We start from the raw sequence: 18,281 nt of genomic DNA, 5'->3' as shown, positions 1-18,281 counted from the left end.
CGTCCGCCTTTCCTATCCGACAAACGTAATGCTTCCAGGATAGGCGCGACGAGAACGGTCCCGGGGAGCCTATCCCGCAGTGCGAATTTGTCCCAAAAACCCCCGCGCATTGTCGAGCGCCTCGCGCCGGTCTCGCCAGAAACGCTCATTGAGTTCGTGGATGGCGATGACGTCGGCGGGGAAGCTGCACTGCTCGGCGAGAGCGTCCCAGGGCAGGCTGCCCCAGCCCAGCGGCAGATGCAGGTCGCCCAGGCCGAAGGCATTGGCCTCGGCGCTGTCATAAACCCAGGGCAGGTCGGGCTGGCCGAAGGAATCGTGCAAATGGAGGTGCTTGGCGAAGGGGGCCAGCGCCTTGGCCTCCTCCAGAAAGTCATAACCATATTGGCTGGCATGGATGTAGCCATGGCTGAAATCGAAGGTGGCCCGGACATGCGGGTGGTCGATCAGGGCGAGTTCCTCGGCTAGGCGCGCAATGCTGGGCGTCGCCGCATAGGGGCCGAAATCGAACAGGTTTTCGACACACAGCACGACCTTGTGCGCGGCCGCCGCCTCGCCGGCGCGATGGAGGTAGTCGCGCTGGCGGGCAGCCGCATTCTCGGCGTCGTGGCGCTCGTCGGCCTGCATCATGCCGGCATGAATGACCAGGTGCGGCGCGCCGATGCGGGCCGCGATCTCGATGAAAGCCTTGGTCGTCTCCAGGAAGCGCGGCAGCAGCGCGGGCGGTGCCATGAAGTTGATCGGCAGCGGGCCGTGCACGGTGAAGCCGAAGGGACGGTCGCGGCATATGGCTTCGAATTCGGCGACGCGCGAGCCGATCGGGCGCCCGGCCAGCACGAGGTCGTAGTGGTAGGCCGGCAGCTCGACAAAAGCGAGGCCGAGATCGGCAACCTCGTCCAGCGTGGCGGCGAGGCCGGACAGATCCGGCTGGCCCTCGCGCGAGGTCAGGCCGACAGCAGGCTGGGTGGGCATTTCAGTCTCCCTTGATGGTGTCGAAGCAGCATAGGCTTCCTGATCGCTGCCGGTATCAGATTGTTGACGATATCGCTTTTACACTCCGGAATATTTGTTGCGTCGCAATAATGCTGCTATGACAAATCCGTGACGAGCATTCGGCGACGGACCTGCAATCCTGTAGTTTGGTGGTGCTATGTTTGAAGAACTTAGGGGCATGATGGGGTTGGGCGCGATTTCCGCGCCCGTCTACACCATCTACGAAGCGACGCATGCGGCGCTGGGCCCGACTAGAGCTTTTTCCGACGCGACCCGGGCGTTTTTTGAAAATCCGGGCAATCCTTTTTCTATGACCACCTGGGGCAAGTCGGTTGCGGCAGCCTGCGAGGTCTTCGAGCGCGTGACGCGCCGCTACGGCAAGCCGGCCTTCGACATCAAGGACGTGCTGGTGGGCGGCGAGCGCGTGGCCGTGCATGAGGAAGTCGTCTGGCGGCGGCCCTTCTGCAATCTCCTGCGTTTTTCCCGCGCCATCCGCGGCAATCGCCGTCCGGATCCCAAGCTCCTGATCGTGGCGCCGATGTCGGGCCATTACGCCACGCTGCTGCGCGGCACGGTCGAGGCCTTCCTGCCCAATCACGAGGTCTACATCACCGATTGGATCGATGCCCGGCTGGTGCCGGTGTCGGAGGGGCGTTTCGATCTCGACGATTATATCGACTATGTCATCTCGATGCTGCATGTGCTCGGCCCCGACACCCATGTGATCGGCGTCTGCCAGCCTTCGGTACCGGTGATGGCCGCCGTTTCCCGCATGGAAGCGGAGAACGACCCCTATGCGCCGCTGACCATGACGCTGATGGGCGGCCCGATCGACACCCGCCTCTCGCCGACCAAGGTCAACGACGTCGCCGTGGAGAAGGGCGTCGATTGGTTCCGTTCGAACGTCATCACCAAGGTGCCGTTCCCCAATGCCGGCTTCATGCGCGACGTCTATCCCGGCTTCCTGCAGCTGACCGGCTTCATGACCATGAATCTCAGCCGCCATTTCGACGCCCACAAGACGCTCTATTTCGACCTGGTGCGCGGCGACGGCGACAGCGCCCAGAAGCATCGCGAATTCTATGACGAATATCTCTCGGTGATGGACCTGACGGCGGAGTTCTATCTGCAGACGGTCGATACCGTGTTCATCAAATATGCCCTGGCCAAGGGCGAGATGACCCATCGCGGCAAGCCGGTGGATCCGGGCGCCATCCGCAACACAGCGCTCTTCACCATCGAGGGTGAGAACGACGACATCACTGGCCACGGCCAGACCCATGCGGCGCATGGCCTGTGCGTGAACCTGCCGGCCGACAAGCGCGCCCACTACACCCAGATGAACGTCGGGCACTATGGCGTCTTCAACGGCTCGCGCTTCCGCTCCGAGATCGCTCCGCGCATTTCCGACTTCATCCGCTCCAATCTGGCGCCGCACAAGCCGAGCCCGGGCGGTGCCAACGATCCGATTCCGCTGGATTCCAAGCGCGGCAAGGGCCCGGTGAGGCCGGTCTCGGTCTGATCGCATCACCGCACAAGATTGCCAGCGAGTGCGAACGTCCTCGTGCACAGGCGCTGACCTTACCCACCCCTCCAGGGGAGGGTAAGGTATCCGGAATTCCGTCCACAGGGCTGGTGCCTATGAACACCTGTTTTTGCGCTTGCCCGGAACGTGTTCGAGCATCGTCTTCGCTTTCCCACCTCTGGGGCTTCGTGCCGGTGTACCAGTCCGTTGACGGCTGTCCGCCAAGGCCATAGGGCTGGAAGGATCAAAAAGGGAGGCGGGTGGTCCATGCGCAATCTGACGGGCTTTGTTTTGATGGTCTCGTCTTGCCTTGCTGTCGGCATTCCGGCCGCCGCCGCACAGGATTTCGGCAGGGACGCGGGGCAGGTAACCATCCGCACCGAAAATTATCCGCGCCCGCCCTATTCCGAGGCGACCTATTACATTTACGAGCAGAGCGAGGCGATCATCTGTACCAAGCTCGAGGTTTGCAACAAATTCGGTGATTGCACCACGAGCTATAAGAGCGGCTTCTATAAGGACGATCCGGACATCGAAACGGGGAAGGCCTACGGCAGCACGCCGCCAGTCGTCATCGCGCCCAGCAAATACGCCAAGCATGTCTGCCTGATGAAATATTCCCGTGGCCGATGGTGAGGCTGGCAGCTGGCTATCGCGCCGACCCGCCGGGTTGCCGCAACCTTGGGGAATGACGCTAGAGCGTTTTGCGATTTGGCGGTTACGCCTAGAATCGCAAAGACGCGTCGAAACAAGGAGTTAGAGCAAACAAGCGTTTCCGTCTAAACGCGTTTTGCTCTATGGTGCGCGGGCGAAATCTGTTCCTCCCCCATAGAGATCCTGCTTGCCCCATTCCATCTTGCGCCTCCGGCCCGCCCGCCACCTGATCGCGGCGGCCCTGCTTTGCCTGTCCGTCGCCCCCTTTCCCGTCCGAGCCGAGACTGCAGCCAAGATCGCTGTTTGGCCTCAGGCCGATAGCGACCTGAAGCCCGAAGCCGGCATCCGCTTCGGTGTGCTCGGCAACGGCATGCGCTTTGCGGTGATGCGCAACACCACGCCGGCGGGGCAGGCCGCCATCCGGTTGCGTATCGGATCCGGCTCGCTGCAGGAGGCCGACGACCAGCGGGGTCTCGCCCATATGCTGGAGCACATGGCCTTCAAGGGCTCGACCCGGGTGCCGGAAGGGGAGATGGTGCGCATCCTGCAGCGCAAGGGGCTGGCCTTCGGAGCCGACACCAACGCCCATACCAGCTATGACGAGACAACCTATGCGCTCGACCTGCCGGAGGTCGATGCCGATACTGTCTCTACCGGCCTGATGCTGATGCGCGAGACGGCGAGCGAACTCACGCTCAGCGCCTCCGCCCTCGATCGCGAACGCGGCGTCGTCCTTTCCGAGGAGCGCCTGCGCGACACGCCAGGCTATCGCAGCATCATGGGCCTGTTCAACGTCCTCCTCGCCGGACAGCGCGTGCCGGAGCGCGCGCCAATCGGCAAGACCGAGATCATCCGCACCGCCCCCATCGAGCGGCTGCGCGCCTATTACCAGGCCAATTACCGTCCGGACCGTGCCACTTTGCTCGTGGTCGGCGACATCGACCCCGCCGCCATGGAGGCGGAGATCCGCCGGCGCTTCGAGGACTGGAAGCCCGTCGGCCCGGCCGTGGCCGAGCCCGACCTCGGCCAGCCTCTCAAGCGCGGCGTCGGTGCCGACGTCGTCAAGGTTCCGGGCGCGAACACCAAGATCTACCTGGCCTGGATCCGCCCCTTCGACGCCGCGCCGGACAGCTATGCCAAGCGGCGCCAGAGCGCGATCGAATATGTTGGCCTGTCGGTGCTCAAGCGCCGTCTCCAGGCCCTGTCGCGCAAGGCCAATGCGCCCTTCATCGCGGCTGATGTCGGCCTGCAGGATCTCTACGAATCGGCCCGCGCCGGCCTGTTGTCCGCCGATGTCGAAACCGGGGCCTGGGACAAGGGCCTGGCCGCGCTCGATCAGGAACAGCGCCGTCTCGTGCAGTTCGGCACAAGCCAGGCCGAGGTCGACCGCGAGGTGGCGGAATATCGTTCCGCCCTGCAATCATTGACCGATGGTGCGGCGACGCGCACCAGCCCGGATCTCGCCGCGATGCTCGCCAGCAGCGTCGACGAGAGCAAGGTCTTCACCTCGCCGGCCGACGATCTCGTTCTTTTCGAGCGCATGGTGAGGGGATTGACGGCCGCCGAGGTCGACAAGGCTGTTCAGGCGGTGCTCTCCGGCAGCGGTCCGCGCCTTGTGCTGCAGGGCGCCGAGCCGCCGGAGCCGGCCGCGATCGAGAAGGCTTATGCACGCTCGCAGTCCGTTCCCGTGACCGCGCCGGCCGATGCCGCCGAGGTGGTCTGGCCCTACACCAAATTCGGCACGCCGGGCGACGTCACCGAGCGCCGTGCCGTGGAGGATCTCGGCCTGACCATGGTGCGCTTTGCCAATGGCGTGCGCCTCACCGTCAAGCCCACGAAGTTCAGGGCCGACGAGATCCAGGTCCGCGTCGATATCGGCCGGGGCCGGCTCGATCTGCCGCATGACCGCCCGATCCCGACCTGGACCGCCCAGGCGGTTGAGCTCTCGGGCCTGAAGGCGATCGACTATGACGATATGCAGAAGGTGCTGGCGTCGAAGATCGCCAGCGTCGGCTTCTCCCTGGAGGACCGTGCCTTCAAGTTCGAGGGCACGACGCGTCCGGCCGATCTTGCCACCCAATTGCAGATCTTCGCCGCCTATGCCTCCGATCCCGCCTGGCGGCCGGAGGTCTTCGAGCGTATCCGGCAGCTCTATCTCGCCAATCTGCCGCAATATGAGGCGACGGCCGGCGTGGTGGTCAGCCGGGACTTCCAAGGGCTGATCCACTCCGGCGATCCGCGCTGGACCTTCCCGGACCGCCCGCAATTGCTGGCGGCCAAGGCCGGCGATTTTCAGGCCCTGTTCGCGCCGGTCTTCGCTGAGGGCGCTCTCGACATCACCATTGTCGGTGATGTCGGCGTGGATGAGGCCACCCGTCAGGTCGCCGCGACCTTCGGTACCCTGCCGCCCCGCCCGGTGCCGCAGACGCCGGCCGCCGACGCTGCTGCGGCCTTTCCGGCCATCAAGGCCGAGCCGGTCGTGCAGAGCCATTCCGGGCGCCCGGACAATGCCGCCGTCCTGGTCGCCATGCCGGTGGGCGATATGCTGTCGGACATTCCGCGCAGCTTCACGGCCGACCTTGCCAGCTCGATCCTGGTCAATCGCCTGATCGACGAGTTCCGCATTGCCGAAGGGGCGACCTATTCTCCCCAGGGCTCGGTCGATCTGTCCTCTTCCCTGCCGGGCTTCGGCTATGTCTATGCCATGGTCGAGACCACGCCGGCCAAGGTCGCCTCCTTCTATGCCCTGGTGGACAAGATCGCGGCTGATCTCATCGAGAAGGACGTCTCGCCCGACGAACTTGCTCGTGCCCGTGCGCCCAAGATCGAGACGATCAGGCGCCGGCAGCAGGAAAACGACTATTGGCTCGGCAAGGTGAGCGGCAGCCAGACCGATCCGCGGCGCCTCGAGCTGATCCGCGCCGGCCGGGACGGTTACGACAAGGTCGGCCCGGCCGATATCCGCGCTTTCGCCCAGACCTATTTCAAGCCCGGCAATGTCTGGAAGCTGACGGTGCTGCCGGCCGGAGCCGCCGCGGCGCGCTGAGACGCGGGGGCGGAGAACTAGCCTCTTGCCGGTCAGGCCCGCGCCTGCGCCCTGATTGCCGGCACCAGATCGGCGAAGGCCTGTTCGGCCAGCCTGGCGGTCTCGGTCTCCACCGAGCGGTAGGCGGCGAGCAGGTTTTCGCCGAAGGCGGTGAGGCGGGCGCCGCCGCCATGGCTGCCGCCGGCCGAGGTCTCGATGGCGGGCTGGCCGAACATGGTGTTGACCGCATCGAGCAGCAGCCAGGCCCGGCGATAGGACATGCCGAGTTCGCGGCCCGCCGCCGAGATCGAGCCGGCCCGCTTCACCGCCTCCAGCAGGTCCATCTTGCCCGGGCCGAGCCGGGCGTCCTCGCCGAAGCTGATCTTGAGGCGGATCGCGGGTGGGCCGGACATGATCGGTCTCCTCAAGCACAGGGCGGGAGCAAAGCGCGCTTGGCTCTCAAGCAGGTGTCATTGCGATTACGGGCGAACCGCCCTATTCAGGAGAATATAGCGTATTCGGGCGCGAGCCCAAGGTCTGACATCGGTTGGCCTGATGTCGATGGGCCGCGTGCCATAGAGTGAAAGTGCGATTCATCAAAGTCGCGCTTTCACCCTAACTCTTTGTTTCGACGCATTTTCTCAAAAAATGCTTTAGGCGGAGGAATGGGGGCGTGCTTTCGCCTGAAGAATGGACGGCCCTGTGGCTCAGCCTCGAGATTGCCGGCTTGGCCACGCTGATTTCGGTGCCCTTTGCGGTCGCCGCCGCCTGGGTCCTCGCTCGCCGGGCCTTTCCCGGCAAGGCGCTGTTCGACGCTCTTGTCCATCTGCCGCTGGTGCTGCCGCCGGTGGTCACCGGCTATGTCCTTCTGATTTTGCTTGGGCGCAACGGCCTGATCGGCTCTTTCCTCGCGTCGAAGCTCGGCATTGTCTTCGCCTTCCGCTGGACCGGCGCGGCCATCGCCTGCGCCGTGATGGGCTTTCCCCTGATGGTGCGCGCCATCCGTCTCGCCGTCGAGGCGGTGGATCCCAGGCTCGAATCGGCGGCCGGCACGCTCGGCGCCAATCCCTTCTTTTCCTTCCTCACGGTAACGCTGCCTCTCGCCATTCCCGGTATCATCGCCGGTATGGTACTGGCCTTCGCCAAGGCCCTGGGCGAGTTCGGCGCCACCATCACCTTCGTCTCCAACATACCCGGCGAAACGCAGACCCTGTCGGCGGCGATCTATACGGCGCTGCAGGATCCCAATGGCGACAATACCGTGATCCGCCTGACCCTGGTCTCGGTGGTGCTCGCCTTCGGTGCGCTGATCATCTCCGAGGCGATGGCCCGGCGTGCCCGCTCCAGGCTCGGACAAGCCGGCCAGAGCTGATGATCGGGGCCTGTCTTGCAATGTGGAGCAGGGCATATCACTTCTGAACGCCCGTCGATTCGTGGAGACCGACTATGAGCCTTGAAACGCCCGACCGGCAGCCGGTCAAAGGACCGGCCTCCTATTTTCCCTCCATCGAGAAGAAATATGGCCAGCCGATCGCGCATTGGCTGGCGCTGATCGAGGGCAAGCGCGGCTCCAAGCATATGGAAATCGTCGGCTGGCTGAAGGACGAATTCAAGCTTGGCCATGGCCACGCCAATGCCCTGGTGGCCTACGCCCTCGCCAAGGATGGCAAGGGGGGCTGATTTCCCGGGGGAAGGGCGAACGTCCCGTCCGCTCTTGCCGTCTCCCGCGCGCTGCATTTGCACGAGGGCAGTATGCGAGCGCAGCCGGGAACAAAATCCGATTCAATCCGCCCTGATTCTGCGCTAGGCCTTGGCCATGGCTTCTTCTGCACCGCTCCTTCAGGTTCGCGACCTCTCCGTGGCTTTCCGGACGGAGGGGCAGCCGGAACTGGCGGTCGACAAGGTTTCCTTCAGTCTCGACAAGGGCGAGACCCTGGCGCTGGTGGGGGAATCGGGCTCGGGCAAATCGGTCACGGCCCTGTCGATCGTGCAGCTTCTCAATTATCCCGCCGCTTCCCACCCCTCGGGCGAAGTGCTGTTTCGCGGTGAGAATCTCCTGGGCGCGCCGGAAAAGACCCTGCAGCGCGTGCGTGGGGCCGACATCACCATGGTGTTCCAGGAGCCGATGACTTCGCTCAACCCGCTCCACACCATCGAGCGGCAGGTCGGCGAGATCCTCAGCGTGCATCGCGGCCTGTCGAAGCGGGCGGCGCGCGCCCGTTCGCTGGAACTCTTGACCCAGGTCGGCATCCGCGATCCGGAAAAACGCCTCGACGCCTATCCCCATCAGCTTTCCGGCGGCCAGCGCCAGCGCGTGATGATCGCCATGGCGCTCGCCAACGACCCGGACCTCTTGATCGCCGACGAGCCGACCACGGCGCTCGACGTCACCGTCCAGGCCCAGATCCTCGCTCTCCTGAAGGAGATGCAGTTGAGGACCGGCATGGCCATGCTGTTCATCACCCATGACCTGTCGATCGTGCGCAAGCTGGCCGACCGGGTCTGCGTGATGCTGAAGGGACGGATCGTCGATGCCGGCCCGACGGGGCAAGTCTTCGCCAACCCCACCAGCGACTATACCAGGCGGCTGCTGGCGGCCGAGCCCAAGGGCAGGGCGACGCCTTTCGATGCGCAGGCCCGCACCATCGTCTCGGCCGACGATCTCAAGGTCTGGTTCCCGATCCGGGCCGGGCTGATGCGCAGTACGGTCGGCCACGTCAAGGCGGTCGACGGTGTCAGCCTCGCCGTGAAGGAAGGCCAGACCCTCGGCGTCGTCGGCGAATCCGGCTCGGGCAAGACCACGCTCGGCCTCGCTTTGTTGCGACTGATCTCCTCGACGGGGCCGATCGCCTATCTGGGCAAGCCGATCCAGGGCCTCGACCGGCGGGCGATGATGCCATTGCGCAAGCAGATGCAGATCGTCTTCCAGGATCCCTATGGTTCGCTCTCGCCACGCCTGTCGGTGGGCGAGATCGTCGAAGAGGGGTTGCAGGTGCTGGGCGGGGGGCTCGACGCCGCCGGACGACGGGCGGCGGTCGCCCGGGCGCTTGCCGATGTCGGCCTCGAACCCAAGGCGATGGACCGCTATCCGCACGAATTCTCGGGTGGGCAGCGCCAGCGCATCGCCATTGCGCGCGCCATGGTGTTGCAGCCGAAATTCCTGGTGCTGGACGAGCCGACCTCGGCCCTCGACATGTCGGTCCAGGCCCAGATCGTCGACCTCCTGCGCGAGCTGCAGCAGCGCCACAAGCTGGCCTATCTCTTCATCAGCCACGATCTGAAGGTGGTGCGGGCGCTGGCCAACGAGGTGATGGTGATGCAGGGCGGCAAGATCATCGAGCACGGTCCGGCCAGCCAGATCTTCGAGCGCCCGCGGGAGGACTATACCAAGGCTTTGCTTGCCGCCGCCTTTGCCATGGCGGCCGCGCCAGAGGACGTGGTGGGGCAGTAACCGCAGACAAAGCGTTTTGCGATTGGGCGGAATCACCTCGAATCGCAAAGACGCGTCGAAGCAAGGAGTTAGAGAAAATAAGCGTTCATACTTGAACGCGTCTTGCTCCAGGAGAAACGAGCTTCAGGAATCGTCCGAGCGGGATGCGAACGCCTGAAGATCTTCGTTCAGGCGAACCGGTACATCCATGCGGTCATGCAGCAGACTGAGCACGCCGATTCGGCCGCCGGACAGTTTGCGAAAGAACACATAATGGCGTTGGTAGTGGCTGAAATAGACTTCGAGCTCAAGATCGGTCGGAACGGCAAGATTACCTGGCAGGCTACGCCAGAGAGCGGGTCTTTCGGAAAGCTTCTGCAAGTGTTCGTGCAAGTCGCGGATGTAACTAATCGCCTGGTCTTCGCCCCACTTCTCGATCGTATCATCCCAGATACGGTCCTGTGCGGCATCCGCCGTCGGGTAGAATAGGAAGCCTGCCATTGTCGATGACGGGATTAACGCCTACGGCGCTGGTTGCGCCGAATGACATCCTCGGCCGACACCGCCACGAATTCGTCTTCGGCGGCTCGCAATCCTGGTTCCAACTGCTTCTTGAGCCAGTCCCAGGCTTCGTCGCGGCTGTGTAGATCACGGCGGATGAGGGCGCGGATATATTCGCTGGCGTTCTCGTAAAGGCCGTTCTCGCCAATCTGCTGCTGGAGATGCGTCTGCAACCGCCCGCCCACGCGGACGTGAATGCTGTTGTCAGCGGCCATGAGCCAATTCCTTGATTGTGCTGAAACATGGAACGTGTCGCCAATATTGTCAATATTTGCGACACGGAACCAGCTCAATCAAACTGTCCCGATCGGGGAAGCCGCCGTTACCCCCTCAACTTCGCCTGCAATGCCGTCCAGCCAGCGGCGAAGACGTGCTTGGAAACGATCTCGACATATTTGCCGGCGTCGGCGGGCGCCTCGTCGAAGCTGGCGCTCCATTCAGCGAAGGTGCGATTGCCGTCCGTGATGGGGATGAGGCGGATAACAGCCACATAATTTTCGACCGGAAAGGCCGGCTTGACGAAATTGTAGCTGAGCGTGTGCCCGGCATCGTCGAGCGCCAGCAAGCGCTCGCGCACATGGGCGCCGTCCGCGAGATGGAAGGAGCGGATGGAGCCGACGGCATCGGCACTGCGACCATCCTCGATCTCGCTCTTGGCGATGGCCGGGTGCCAGTCCGGCAGCGCATTGAAGTCGCGCACGATCGTCCACACCGTTTCGATCGGCGCATCGATCACGGCGCTCGCATAGGCCTTGGCCATGGGGGCTCTCCCTATTTGTTGATGTTGAGGTTCTTGAAGGCCTGGGTCTGGGCGACCAGCGCCTTTTCCACCGGCAGGCGTTCCATGCTGGAGGCGCCGTAGAAGCCGTGGCAACCTGGGCAGTTTGCCAGGATGAAACGGGCGTCCTCCGGCTCGGCGATCGGCCCGCCATGGCAGAGCACGATGATATCGGGCGAGGCCTCGCGCGCCGCGGCGGCGATGGCGTTGATCTCGCCGACGCAGCCTTCCAGGGTGAGCGCGGTGTCGGCGCCGATCGAGCCGCCCGTGGTCAGGCCCATATGGGCGACGATGATGTCGGCCCCCGCCTCGGCCATGGCGCGGGCATCGTCCGCATTGAAGACATAGGGCGTGGTGAGGAGGTCCTTCTCGCGCGCCAGGCGGATGAGGTCGACCTCCAGGGCATAGCCCATGCCGGTCTCCTCCAGATTGGCCCTGAACTTGCCGTCGATCAGCCCGACGGTCGGGAAATTCTGGATGCCTGCGAATCCCATCGCCTTGAGCTGGTCGAGGAAGGGACCGAACTGGCAGAAGGGATCGGTGCCGTTGACGCCGGCAAGCACCGGCGTGTGCTTGACCACCGGCAGCACTTCGCGCGCCATGTCGACCACGATCTCGTTGGCGTTGCCATAGGCGAGCAGCCCTGCCAGCGAGCCGCGGCCGGCCATGCGATAGCGGCCGGAATTGTAGATCACGATCAGGTCGATACCGCCGGCTTCCTCGCATTTGGCCGAGAGGCCGGTGCCGGCGCCGCCGCCGATGATCGGCCGTCCCTCGGCGATCATGCCGCGAAACCTTGCCAGGATCCTCTCGCGCTCACTGTGCGCCATATCAATGCTCTCCAATAATGCTCTTGAAATTCGCCGTGAGCGCCTGCGCGAAGGCGGGATCGTTCACCCCGGCCGGTACGCGGATGAGCTGGCGCCGCGGCGTCTGGATCACTGTCGCTTCCAGCGCCGCGAACAGGGCCGCATCGGCCTCGGGATCATGGAAGGGCATGTCGGGCGCATCGAGCAGGGAAACCCCACCCTCGGGGATGAGGAAGCGCACCTCGCCCTCGCATAGGTTGAGCTTTTCGCCGATCCAGCGGCCCATTTCGGCATTCTCCGCCGCCGTGGTGCGCATCAGCGTCACCTGCGGGTTGTGGACATAGAGATTGCGGCCGCGATAGCGCTCCGGCACGCTGTCGAGCGCGCCGAAATTGACCATGTCGAGCGCGCCGCAGGAGCCGACATAGGGCACTTTCGTGCGGGCGATGGCGCCGAAGCGGTCCTCGGTCGCCGCCAGCACGCCGCCGAACAGGAGGTCGCAGACCTCGGTGGTGGTGACGTCGAGCACGCCGGCGATCAGGCCGGAATCGACCAGCTTCTCCATCGACTGGCCGCCCGTGCCGGTGGCGTGGAAGACGAGGCAGTCATAGTCGGCGGAAAGAGCGGCCACGAGTTGGTTCACGCAGGGCGTCGTCACCCCGAACATGGTGAGGCCGATGGCCGGCTTGTCGGCGGCCTCCGCGACCGCCTCGGCCCGGCCCCGCGCCATGCCGGCAATGGCATTGGCGGCATTGGTCATCACCACCCGCGAGATGCGGTTGAGCCCGGCCACGTCGGTCACCGAATGCATCATGGTGATGTCGCTCGGGCCGACATAGGCGGCGACATTGCCCGAGGCGACGGTGGAAACCATCAGCTTGGGCGTGCCGACCGGCAATTCGCGCATGGCGGGGGCCACCAGGGCGGTGCCGCCCGAGCCGCCGAGGCCGATCAGGCCGGCGACGTCGTCCCGCCCGGCGATGAAGCGAGCGAAGGCGAGCGCCATGGCGCTGACGGCCGAACCGCGATCGCCGGTGAACACCGCCTTGGCCCCGCCGGGATGGCTGGCCGCGACGCTGGCGGGCGAGACCTCGACCTCGCTGGCCGTTCCGCTGGTGGAAAGGTCGACCCTGATGACGTCGAGCCCATGGGCGCGGATGAGGTCAGCCACGAAATTGAGCTCGGTTCCCTTGGTGTCGAAGGTACCAGCCACATAGACGCTCGACCCGGCCATCGCTCCCACTCCCAATTGTCTTATCATTGTGGCGGGACGCTAGCACAGACGCAGCTGGGGCGTTAAGACGAGCCTTGCGGCAAGTTGTCTCCACCAGAGCAAAACGCTTCAAGCCGCCGCCGAGGGAGGGTGCCATGGCCGTGCTGCGCATCATCGCCAATCTCACCGCCGCCGATCCGCAGGCGGGTCGCGCCTTCTATCAGGACCTGCTCGGCCTCGAAGTGGTGATGGATCATGGCTGGATCGTCACCTATGCCGGCCAGGGCAGCCAGACGCCCCAGCTCAGCCTTGCCAGCGAGGGAGGCAACGGCACGCCGGTGCCGGATCTCTCGATCGAGGTTGACGATGTCGACGAGGTCCATGCCCGTGCCCGTGCCGCCGGCTACGCGATCACCTATGGCCCCGCCGACGAGCCCTGGGGCGTCCGCCGTTTCTTCGTCCGCGATCCACTCGGGCGGCTCGTCAACATCCTCTCACATACCGGGTGAGCAAAGGCACCGTTTGAGCCTCAATAGACCTGCGCGTAGCGCCGGCAGATTTCGGCATCGGACCAGGAGGAAGTCGTCTCGATCTCGCTGCGCTTCATCGCCAGGAAGCCCTCGACGACCTCGGGATGGAACCAATCTCGCACGATCGAATCGCGCGCGAAGGCATCAAGGGCTTCGGGCAGCGTCTCGGGAAGGCGGCGCAGGCCGAGGCGTTCGCGTTCGGGGGGCGGCAACGTATCGGGATCGTTGGCGATCAGCGGCGGCTGCGCCAGCCCTTCCCGGATGCCCGCCAGCCCGGCGCGGATCATCACGCCGAGGGCCCAATAGGGGCTGGCCGTGTTGTCGGCCGCGCGATATTCGAGATTGAAGGCCTTGGCGATGTTGGCGCCGGGCGTTTCCGGTGTCGGGCAGACGCGTACGGAGGCCTCACGGTTGAGGGCACCGAAAGCCGTGTAAGCGGCGCTCCAGTGATGGGGGCGCAGGCGGAAGTAGGACACCACGCTCGGGGCGGTCAGCGCCACCAAGGCGCGCATGTGCCGGATCAGCCCTGCGACGAACTGGCCGGTGGTTTCCGACACGCGTCCCGGCCTCGCCGGATCGAAACTCGCGGGTGCCCCGTCCCCGGTCCGGAAGGAGAAATGGATGTGGAGGCCGTTGCCGACCCCGTCCGGTGTGGATTTCGGCACGAAAGTCGAGCGCAGCCCGCAGCAGCGGGCGACCTCGCGCGTGACTTCCCGGATCACCACGGCCCGATCGGCGGCGGCGACGGCATCGGCCGGGCCGCAGACGATTTCGAACTGGTCCCGGCCATATTCGGCAAGCACCATTTCAGGCTCCACGCCGGCTTCGCGCAGGGCTGCCATCAGCAGGGGGCCGAAGGGATCGGCCCGGCGCATCGAGGCAAGCGAGAAGGAGGGCGCGTGCTCCCAGGCCGCACCCTCGATCTGGAACTCCATTTCGAAGGCGGCCGTGACCCTGAGGCCGGTTTCCGCCTCGAAATCGGCAAGGGCGGCCTTCAGGAAGGAACGCCCGCAGCCATGCCAGGGCGTGCCGTCGAGCGCGGTGATATCGCACAGGACGCCGTTGAGAGGCGTCTTGCCCGGCAGGCCCAAGACCCGGAATCGGCTGGCCTCGTCCGGCGTCAGGCGCAGATCGCCAGCCGATCCCCAGGGATTGTCCGCCGGGATGGTGTCGAACGGCGTCAGTGCGAGGTTCGCCGGCACCCAGCCGCAACCCTTGCGCAAGGCGGCTTCTTCAGCCCCAGCCGGGATCCAGCGCCCGCGCGTCAGGCCGATCATGTCGGTGGTGAGGAAGCCGACGAGTTCGTCGCCGAGCCTGCTTGCATCCCGACCCATGCTCTCGTTCTGGCTCATGCCGACAATCCGTTCAGGCGCCTGACCACTTCGTCGGTATCGCTGACCCAGCAATAACCGCCCATGGCCGAGAGGGCGGCCCGGTGCCTTTCCTCCGAATAGGTGCTGCAGGCATCCTGCGCCAGCGTGACGAGATAGCCCCTGTCGGCGCCGTCGCGCACGGCCATGTCGACGCATTGGTCGGTGAGCTGGCCGGCGATCACCAGATTGCACGTATCGAGATTCCTCAGGACGTAGTCGATATTGGTGGAGTTGAAGACGCCCGAGGAGGATTTTGGCAGGACGATCTCGTTGTCGATGGGTTGCAGTTCGTCGATGACGTCGCCATTGGGATCGTCGACCGCGATGTGGATCGGCGTCAGCTTGTGGTCCAGCGAACGATCACGGCCGTCCTTAGTCAGGCTGCGGATGATGGTGTGCAGCACATTGGCGCCTCCCGCACGGGCGGCGGCGAGCAGGCGCTGCTGGTTGGGCACGACGCGTTCACGGTTGCGCTTGTAGAAATAGCTGTTCGGATCGGCGTCGGGATGGGCGGGATCGCGGCCCGGAACGGTCCAGATCTTCTGCATATCGACGAACAAGATCGATGTCCTGCCCGGAAGGAAGGCGGAATCCCGGCTGGCGGACGTCGGCATGGGTGGCTCCTCTCAATCGGCTTGGCTTTGTAGCGGAAGCCGGGGCGCGCTGACGCGCTCCGGTAGGGCGTTTTGCGACTTTGCGGTATCATCAAGATCCGCAAAGACAAGCTTTACTCTCGGCGGTGTCAGCTCTTGCTGGGGGCTCCCAGTTCGCCGGCGAGGCGGCTGCCGATGCTGCGCACCATGCTTGGCGCGCAGAGCGTGACCAGCAATCCGAGCGCGCACCAGGCGAGCGCCAGAACCGGCGCCGCGAAGGGATCGAACGGGCCGACGAGATTGAAATAGAGCGCGGTCACGATCACGGCCATGCCCAGGACGGGAACGACGAGTTCCCATTTGGGGATGGCGACCTGCCCGCTGAGGATCAGCCTGGAGACGCCGACCTCGACCATCAGATAGACGACCATCAGGCAGACCGAGCCGATGATGGCGAAATGGAAATAGGCATCGATGGCCAGGTCCCCCGTGCCGATATTCGGGCGGCCGGTGAGAGAGGCGATGAGGTCGACGATGGCGGTCACCGCCAGCACGACCCACACGGCATTGCGCGGCTGGCCGTGCCGGCTGTCGAGCGTGCCCAGGACGCGGGGGCCGAAGCCGTCCCGGGACAGGGCGAACAGCAGTCGGCTGGCGGTGGCGACGGAGGACAGATGTGAACCGAAGGCGGCGAGGACGGCCGAGAAGATCAGGATCAGCGCCACCGGCCGGCCGAGATAAGTCTCGGCCAGGGCCCCGAGTGTGTTGCCGGCGCCCTTGAAGGCCGCCAGGCCCGCCGCGTCCGTGCCGAAGCCGATGGTCTGGGCGAACATCACGATGACGAAGAGGGCGCCGGTCAACACGACCGAGCCCAGCAGCGCCAGCGGGATGTTGCGCTTGGGATCGTCGGTCTCCTCGCCCAGCGTCGCGCAGCCCTCGAAGCCGGCCCAGGACAGGAAGGCCGCCACCACGGCGGCGGCGACGGCCTGGAAGCCGACGCCGTCCAGGCTGAAGCTGGAGAAGTCGACATGGGTCGTCGGCGCGCCGCCCTTGGCGAAGATCGTCGCGGTGAGGATGATCATGAAGACGATGCCGATCCCCTCGACCAGCAGCAGGACCTTGGAGATGGTCCGGGTGTCGCGCGTGCTGAAATAGACGGAAAGCAGCGCTCCGGCGAGGGCCGGCACGATCCAGGGCAGCTGGTAGGGCTTGTCGGCGCCGTGTTGCATGGCTGCCAGCAGGGCGTTCGCGAAAGCGCCCAGCGCGGCCAGCGTGCAGATCGAGAAGAAGACATAGGTGCCGAGCAGGGCGAAACCGGCAAAGAAGCCGGCGCGGGGGCCGACTGTCGCGCCGACCAGCGCATAGGCGCTGCCGGCATGGTTGTAGTATCGGGTCAACCGGATGAAGCCGTAGGCGATCAGCGCCACGCCGACCAGGCCGAAGACGAAGACGAGAGGGATGGCCTTGCCGACGGAGTCGATCAGCCCCTGCCCATTGCCGCCCATCGCAAGGGTCGGTCCCATCAATCCCAGGGACAGCGCGAGGGCTTCCCACAGTTTCAGCTTGCGCGATGTCTTCCCGTCATTCCCGCTCATGCTACCCCACAGATTCAAGGACTCGCGGCACTGCGACATGGCAGGCGGCAAGACCGTGATGTTCCCGGATGGACGACAGCCGTCATTGTTTGCGCCCGGTACGACTGCCGAGACCGAGCGCATTGTGCGGACAGAATTCGTGGTGTGCGGCGACGGCGGAGCTGTGACCGAAATTCCCCGATCGCTTGCTTTTTTCTCACGAGCTGTTTGCTGATCGGGAACAAAGCATCCACGGCAAAGTGTGTCAATATTTTTTCATATTTGACGATTGATTGGTATTCATGTCAAAATCCTAACATTAGTAGGGATCGCCGATCATGCCTTTGAAGGACCTGCTGACGCAGAGCGGACTGAACCTCACGCCAGCCGAGGGGAAGATCGTGCAGGCCCTGCTGTCCGATTATCCGACATCCGGCCTGGGGACCGCATCGAACCTCGCCAAGCGTGCCGGGGTCAGCGATCCGACCGTGGCGCGGCTGGCCGCAAAGCTGGGATTCGAGAGCTTTGCCGAGCTGCAGGCCATGCTCATCACCGAAATCGAGGCGAGGCTGCAGTCACCCTTGCTGATGTTCGAGACCAAGCGGACGGCCGGTGACGGCCCCACCACGGTTCAGACCTATCTTCAATCGGTGGCCCATCGCGTCGCCGAGACCGAAACGGCGGTGCCCGCCCAGAATTACGATCGGGCCGTGGATCTCATCATGGCGGCGAAAGGGCGCGTGCTCCTGCTCGGCGGCCGCTTCAGCCGGCATCTCGCCGGCATCCTGGCCGGCTATCTCGGCCAGTTCCGGGCACAGGTGACGGATCTCGCCCGCTTTTCGGCCGAGAGCTTCGACCTGCTGCTCGAACTCGGCAACCGCGACGTGCTGATCGTCTTCGATTATCGCCGCTACCAGACCGATATCGTCCGCTTTGCCGCGCAGGCAGCGGAGCGCGGCGTCAAGCTGATCCTGTTCACCGACCCATGGCTGTCTCCGATCGCGGAAAAGGCCGAGGTGGTCTTCATCGTGCCGAGCGAAGTGAACTCCCCCTATGACACGCTGGCGCCGGCCCTCGCCCAGCTCGAAGCGTTGTCCCTGCATGCCGTCATGCGTAGCGGCGACGCCGCCAAGCGGCGGATCCAGGCGCTCGAGGACATTCGCGGCACCATTGGCGTCACCGTCAGCGAAAAGGCGCCCTAAGGATTCATCCATCAATAAACGAAT

The 18,281-nt window shown here is 64.8% G+C and carries 18 protein-coding genes; 8 read left to right on the top strand and 10 right to left on the bottom strand.

The annotated features are described in order from the left end of the window. Positions 1-69: 69 nt before the first annotated feature. A complete protein-coding gene (locus tag ACR9ZN_RS20290; protein WP_454816142.1) occupies positions 70-969 on the bottom strand; it encodes a sugar phosphate isomerase/epimerase family protein in 900 nt (299 codons plus the stop codon). Positions 970-1,147: 178 nt separating this feature from the next. On the opposite strand from ACR9ZN_RS20290, the gene ACR9ZN_RS20285 reads away from it, so the two are divergent. The 3 genes from ACR9ZN_RS20285 to ACR9ZN_RS20275 all read left to right on the top strand — a co-directional run bounded on the left by ACR9ZN_RS20285 (position 1,148) and on the right by ACR9ZN_RS20275 (position 6,215). Next, positions 1,148-2,512: a polyhydroxyalkanoate depolymerase gene (locus ACR9ZN_RS20285; protein WP_481273027.1), complete on the top strand. Its 1,365-nt coding sequence runs from the start codon at positions 1,148-1,150 to the stop codon at positions 2,510-2,512. Positions 2,513-2,782: 270 nt separating this feature from the next. Continuing rightward, the gene (locus tag ACR9ZN_RS20280; protein WP_454816140.1) at positions 2,783-3,151 is read left to right on the top strand and encodes a hypothetical protein; all 369 of its coding nucleotides are present in this window, start codon (positions 2,783-2,785) and stop codon (positions 3,149-3,151) included. A gap of 205 nt (positions 3,152-3,356) precedes the next feature. After that, positions 3,357-6,215, top strand: a complete 2,859-nt coding sequence (locus ACR9ZN_RS20275; protein ID WP_481273026.1) for a M16 family metallopeptidase — start codon at positions 3,357-3,359, stop codon at positions 6,213-6,215. 32 nt (positions 6,216-6,247) lie between these two features. On the opposite strand, the gene ACR9ZN_RS20270 is transcribed toward ACR9ZN_RS20275, so the two are convergent. Next, positions 6,248-6,607, bottom strand: coding sequence for a winged helix-turn-helix domain-containing protein (locus tag ACR9ZN_RS20270; protein WP_441773246.1), 360 nt, complete (start codon positions 6,605-6,607; stop codon positions 6,248-6,250). A gap of 260 nt (positions 6,608-6,867) precedes the next feature. On the opposite strand from ACR9ZN_RS20270, the gene modB reads away from it, so the two are divergent. From modB to ACR9ZN_RS20255, 3 genes are all read left to right on the top strand, one after another. Continuing rightward, positions 6,868-7,566, top strand: coding sequence for a molybdate ABC transporter permease subunit (modB, locus tag ACR9ZN_RS20265; protein WP_434958245.1), 699 nt, complete (start codon positions 6,868-6,870; stop codon positions 7,564-7,566). A 74-nt stretch (positions 7,567-7,640) separates the two neighbouring features. Continuing rightward, positions 7,641-7,874, top strand: a complete 234-nt coding sequence (locus ACR9ZN_RS20260) for a DUF4287 domain-containing protein (RefSeq protein ID WP_434958244.1) — start codon at positions 7,641-7,643, stop codon at positions 7,872-7,874. A 136-nt stretch (positions 7,875-8,010) separates the two neighbouring features. Next, positions 8,011-9,645: an ABC transporter ATP-binding protein gene (locus ACR9ZN_RS20255; protein WP_481273025.1), complete on the top strand. Its 1,635-nt coding sequence runs from the start codon at positions 8,011-8,013 to the stop codon at positions 9,643-9,645. 123 nt (positions 9,646-9,768) lie between these two features. Here the strand turns inward: ACR9ZN_RS20255 and ACR9ZN_RS20250 are convergent, their stop codons facing one another. The 5 genes from ACR9ZN_RS20250 to ACR9ZN_RS20230 form a co-directional block, all read right to left on the bottom strand. Further along, positions 9,769-10,125 (bottom strand): type II toxin-antitoxin system RelE/ParE family toxin, encoded by a 357-nt coding sequence (locus tag ACR9ZN_RS20250; RefSeq protein ID WP_481273024.1) that lies wholly within the window; start codon positions 10,123-10,125, stop codon positions 9,769-9,771. 14 nt (positions 10,126-10,139) lie between these two features. Continuing rightward, complete coding sequence (locus ACR9ZN_RS20245; protein WP_454816132.1) at positions 10,140-10,400, bottom strand: ribbon-helix-helix domain-containing protein; 261 nt, start codon at positions 10,398-10,400, stop codon at positions 10,140-10,142. Between the two features lie 107 nt (positions 10,401-10,507). After that, positions 10,508-10,945 carry an SRPBCC family protein gene (locus ACR9ZN_RS20240; RefSeq protein ID WP_454816130.1) on the bottom strand — a complete coding sequence of 146 codons (438 nt, stop codon included), beginning with the start codon at positions 10,943-10,945 and terminating at the stop codon, positions 10,508-10,510. A gap of 11 nt (positions 10,946-10,956) precedes the next feature. After that, complete coding sequence (locus tag ACR9ZN_RS20235) at positions 10,957-11,793, bottom strand: phosphoenolpyruvate hydrolase family protein (protein WP_454816128.1); 837 nt, start codon at positions 11,791-11,793, stop codon at positions 10,957-10,959. Between the two features lies 1 nt (position 11,794). Beyond that, positions 11,795-13,006, bottom strand: a complete 1,212-nt coding sequence (locus tag ACR9ZN_RS20230; RefSeq protein WP_481273023.1) for a Tm-1-like ATP-binding domain-containing protein — start codon at positions 13,004-13,006, stop codon at positions 11,795-11,797. A 134-nt stretch (positions 13,007-13,140) separates the two neighbouring features. Here ACR9ZN_RS20230 and ACR9ZN_RS20225 point away from each other — a divergent pair, with 134 nt between their 5' ends. Beyond that, positions 13,141-13,494: a VOC family protein gene (locus tag ACR9ZN_RS20225; protein WP_454816124.1), complete on the top strand. Its 354-nt coding sequence runs from the start codon at positions 13,141-13,143 to the stop codon at positions 13,492-13,494. 20 nt (positions 13,495-13,514) lie between these two features. Here ACR9ZN_RS20225 and ACR9ZN_RS20220 read toward each other — a convergent pair whose 3' ends face one another. The 3 genes from ACR9ZN_RS20220 to ACR9ZN_RS20210 form a co-directional block, all read right to left on the bottom strand. Then, complete coding sequence (locus ACR9ZN_RS20220) at positions 13,515-14,867, bottom strand: type I glutamate--ammonia ligase (RefSeq protein ID WP_454816122.1); 1,353 nt, start codon at positions 14,865-14,867, stop codon at positions 13,515-13,517. After that, positions 14,864-15,502, bottom strand: a complete 639-nt coding sequence (locus ACR9ZN_RS20215; RefSeq protein WP_454816120.1) for a cysteine hydrolase family protein — start codon at positions 15,500-15,502, stop codon at positions 14,864-14,866. The genes ACR9ZN_RS20220 and ACR9ZN_RS20215 overlap by 4 nt, the downstream gene beginning before the upstream one ends. A gap of 128 nt (positions 15,503-15,630) precedes the next feature. After that, complete coding sequence (locus ACR9ZN_RS20210; protein ID WP_454816118.1) at positions 15,631-17,076, bottom strand: APC family permease; 1,446 nt, start codon at positions 17,074-17,076, stop codon at positions 15,631-15,633. A gap of 317 nt (positions 17,077-17,393) precedes the next feature. On the opposite strand from ACR9ZN_RS20210, the gene ACR9ZN_RS20205 reads away from it, so the two are divergent. Then, positions 17,394-18,257 carry a MurR/RpiR family transcriptional regulator gene (locus tag ACR9ZN_RS20205; protein WP_454816116.1) on the top strand — a complete coding sequence of 288 codons (864 nt, stop codon included), beginning with the start codon at positions 17,394-17,396 and terminating at the stop codon, positions 18,255-18,257. Positions 18,258-18,281: the final 24 nt, after the last annotated feature.

It is taken from the genome of Labrys sp. HAY1-8F, assembly GCF_056754975.1.
Note: the sequence above shows the minus strand (reverse complement) of the source record. Positions and strands in the feature narration are given on the sequence as shown.

Coding starts and splice junctions, on each gene's coding strand:
- ACR9ZN_RS20290 (WP_454816142.1), bottom strand. CDS start 969: ATGCCCACCCAGCCTGCTGTCGGCCTGACCTCGCGCGAGGGCCAGCCG.
- ACR9ZN_RS20285 (WP_481273027.1), top strand. CDS start 1,148: ATGTTTGAAGAACTTAGGGGCATGATGGGGTTGGGCGCGATTTCCGCG.
- ACR9ZN_RS20280 (WP_454816140.1), top strand. CDS start 2,783: ATGCGCAATCTGACGGGCTTTGTTTTGATGGTCTCGTCTTGCCTTGCT.
- ACR9ZN_RS20270 (WP_441773246.1), bottom strand. CDS start 6,607: ATGTCCGGCCCACCCGCGATCCGCCTCAAGATCAGCTTCGGCGAGGAC.
- ACR9ZN_RS20260 (WP_434958244.1), top strand. CDS start 7,641: ATGAGCCTTGAAACGCCCGACCGGCAGCCGGTCAAAGGACCGGCCTCC.
- ACR9ZN_RS20255 (WP_481273025.1), top strand. CDS start 8,011: ATGGCTTCTTCTGCACCGCTCCTTCAGGTTCGCGACCTCTCCGTGGCT.
- ACR9ZN_RS20250 (WP_481273024.1), bottom strand. CDS start 10,125: ATGGCAGGCTTCCTATTCTACCCGACGGCGGATGCCGCACAGGACCGT.
- ACR9ZN_RS20245 (WP_454816132.1), bottom strand. CDS start 10,400: ATGGCCGCTGACAACAGCATTCACGTCCGCGTGGGCGGGCGGTTGCAG.
- ACR9ZN_RS20240 (WP_454816130.1), bottom strand. CDS start 10,945: ATGGCCAAGGCCTATGCGAGCGCCGTGATCGATGCGCCGATCGAAACG.
- ACR9ZN_RS20235 (WP_454816128.1), bottom strand. CDS start 11,793: ATGGCGCACAGTGAGCGCGAGAGGATCCTGGCAAGGTTTCGCGGCATG.
- ACR9ZN_RS20230 (WP_481273023.1), bottom strand. CDS start 13,006: ATGGCCGGGTCGAGCGTCTATGTGGCTGGTACCTTCGACACCAAGGGA.
- ACR9ZN_RS20225 (WP_454816124.1), top strand. CDS start 13,141: ATGGCCGTGCTGCGCATCATCGCCAATCTCACCGCCGCCGATCCGCAG.
- ACR9ZN_RS20220 (WP_454816122.1), bottom strand. CDS start 14,867: ATGAGCCAGAACGAGAGCATGGGTCGGGATGCAAGCAGGCTCGGCGAC.
- ACR9ZN_RS20215 (WP_454816120.1), bottom strand. CDS start 15,502: ATGCCGACGTCCGCCAGCCGGGATTCCGCCTTCCTTCCGGGCAGGACA.
- ACR9ZN_RS20210 (WP_454816118.1), bottom strand. CDS start 17,076: ATGAGCGGGAATGACGGGAAGACATCGCGCAAGCTGAAACTGTGGGAA.
- ACR9ZN_RS20205 (WP_454816116.1), top strand. CDS start 17,394: ATGCCTTTGAAGGACCTGCTGACGCAGAGCGGACTGAACCTCACGCCA.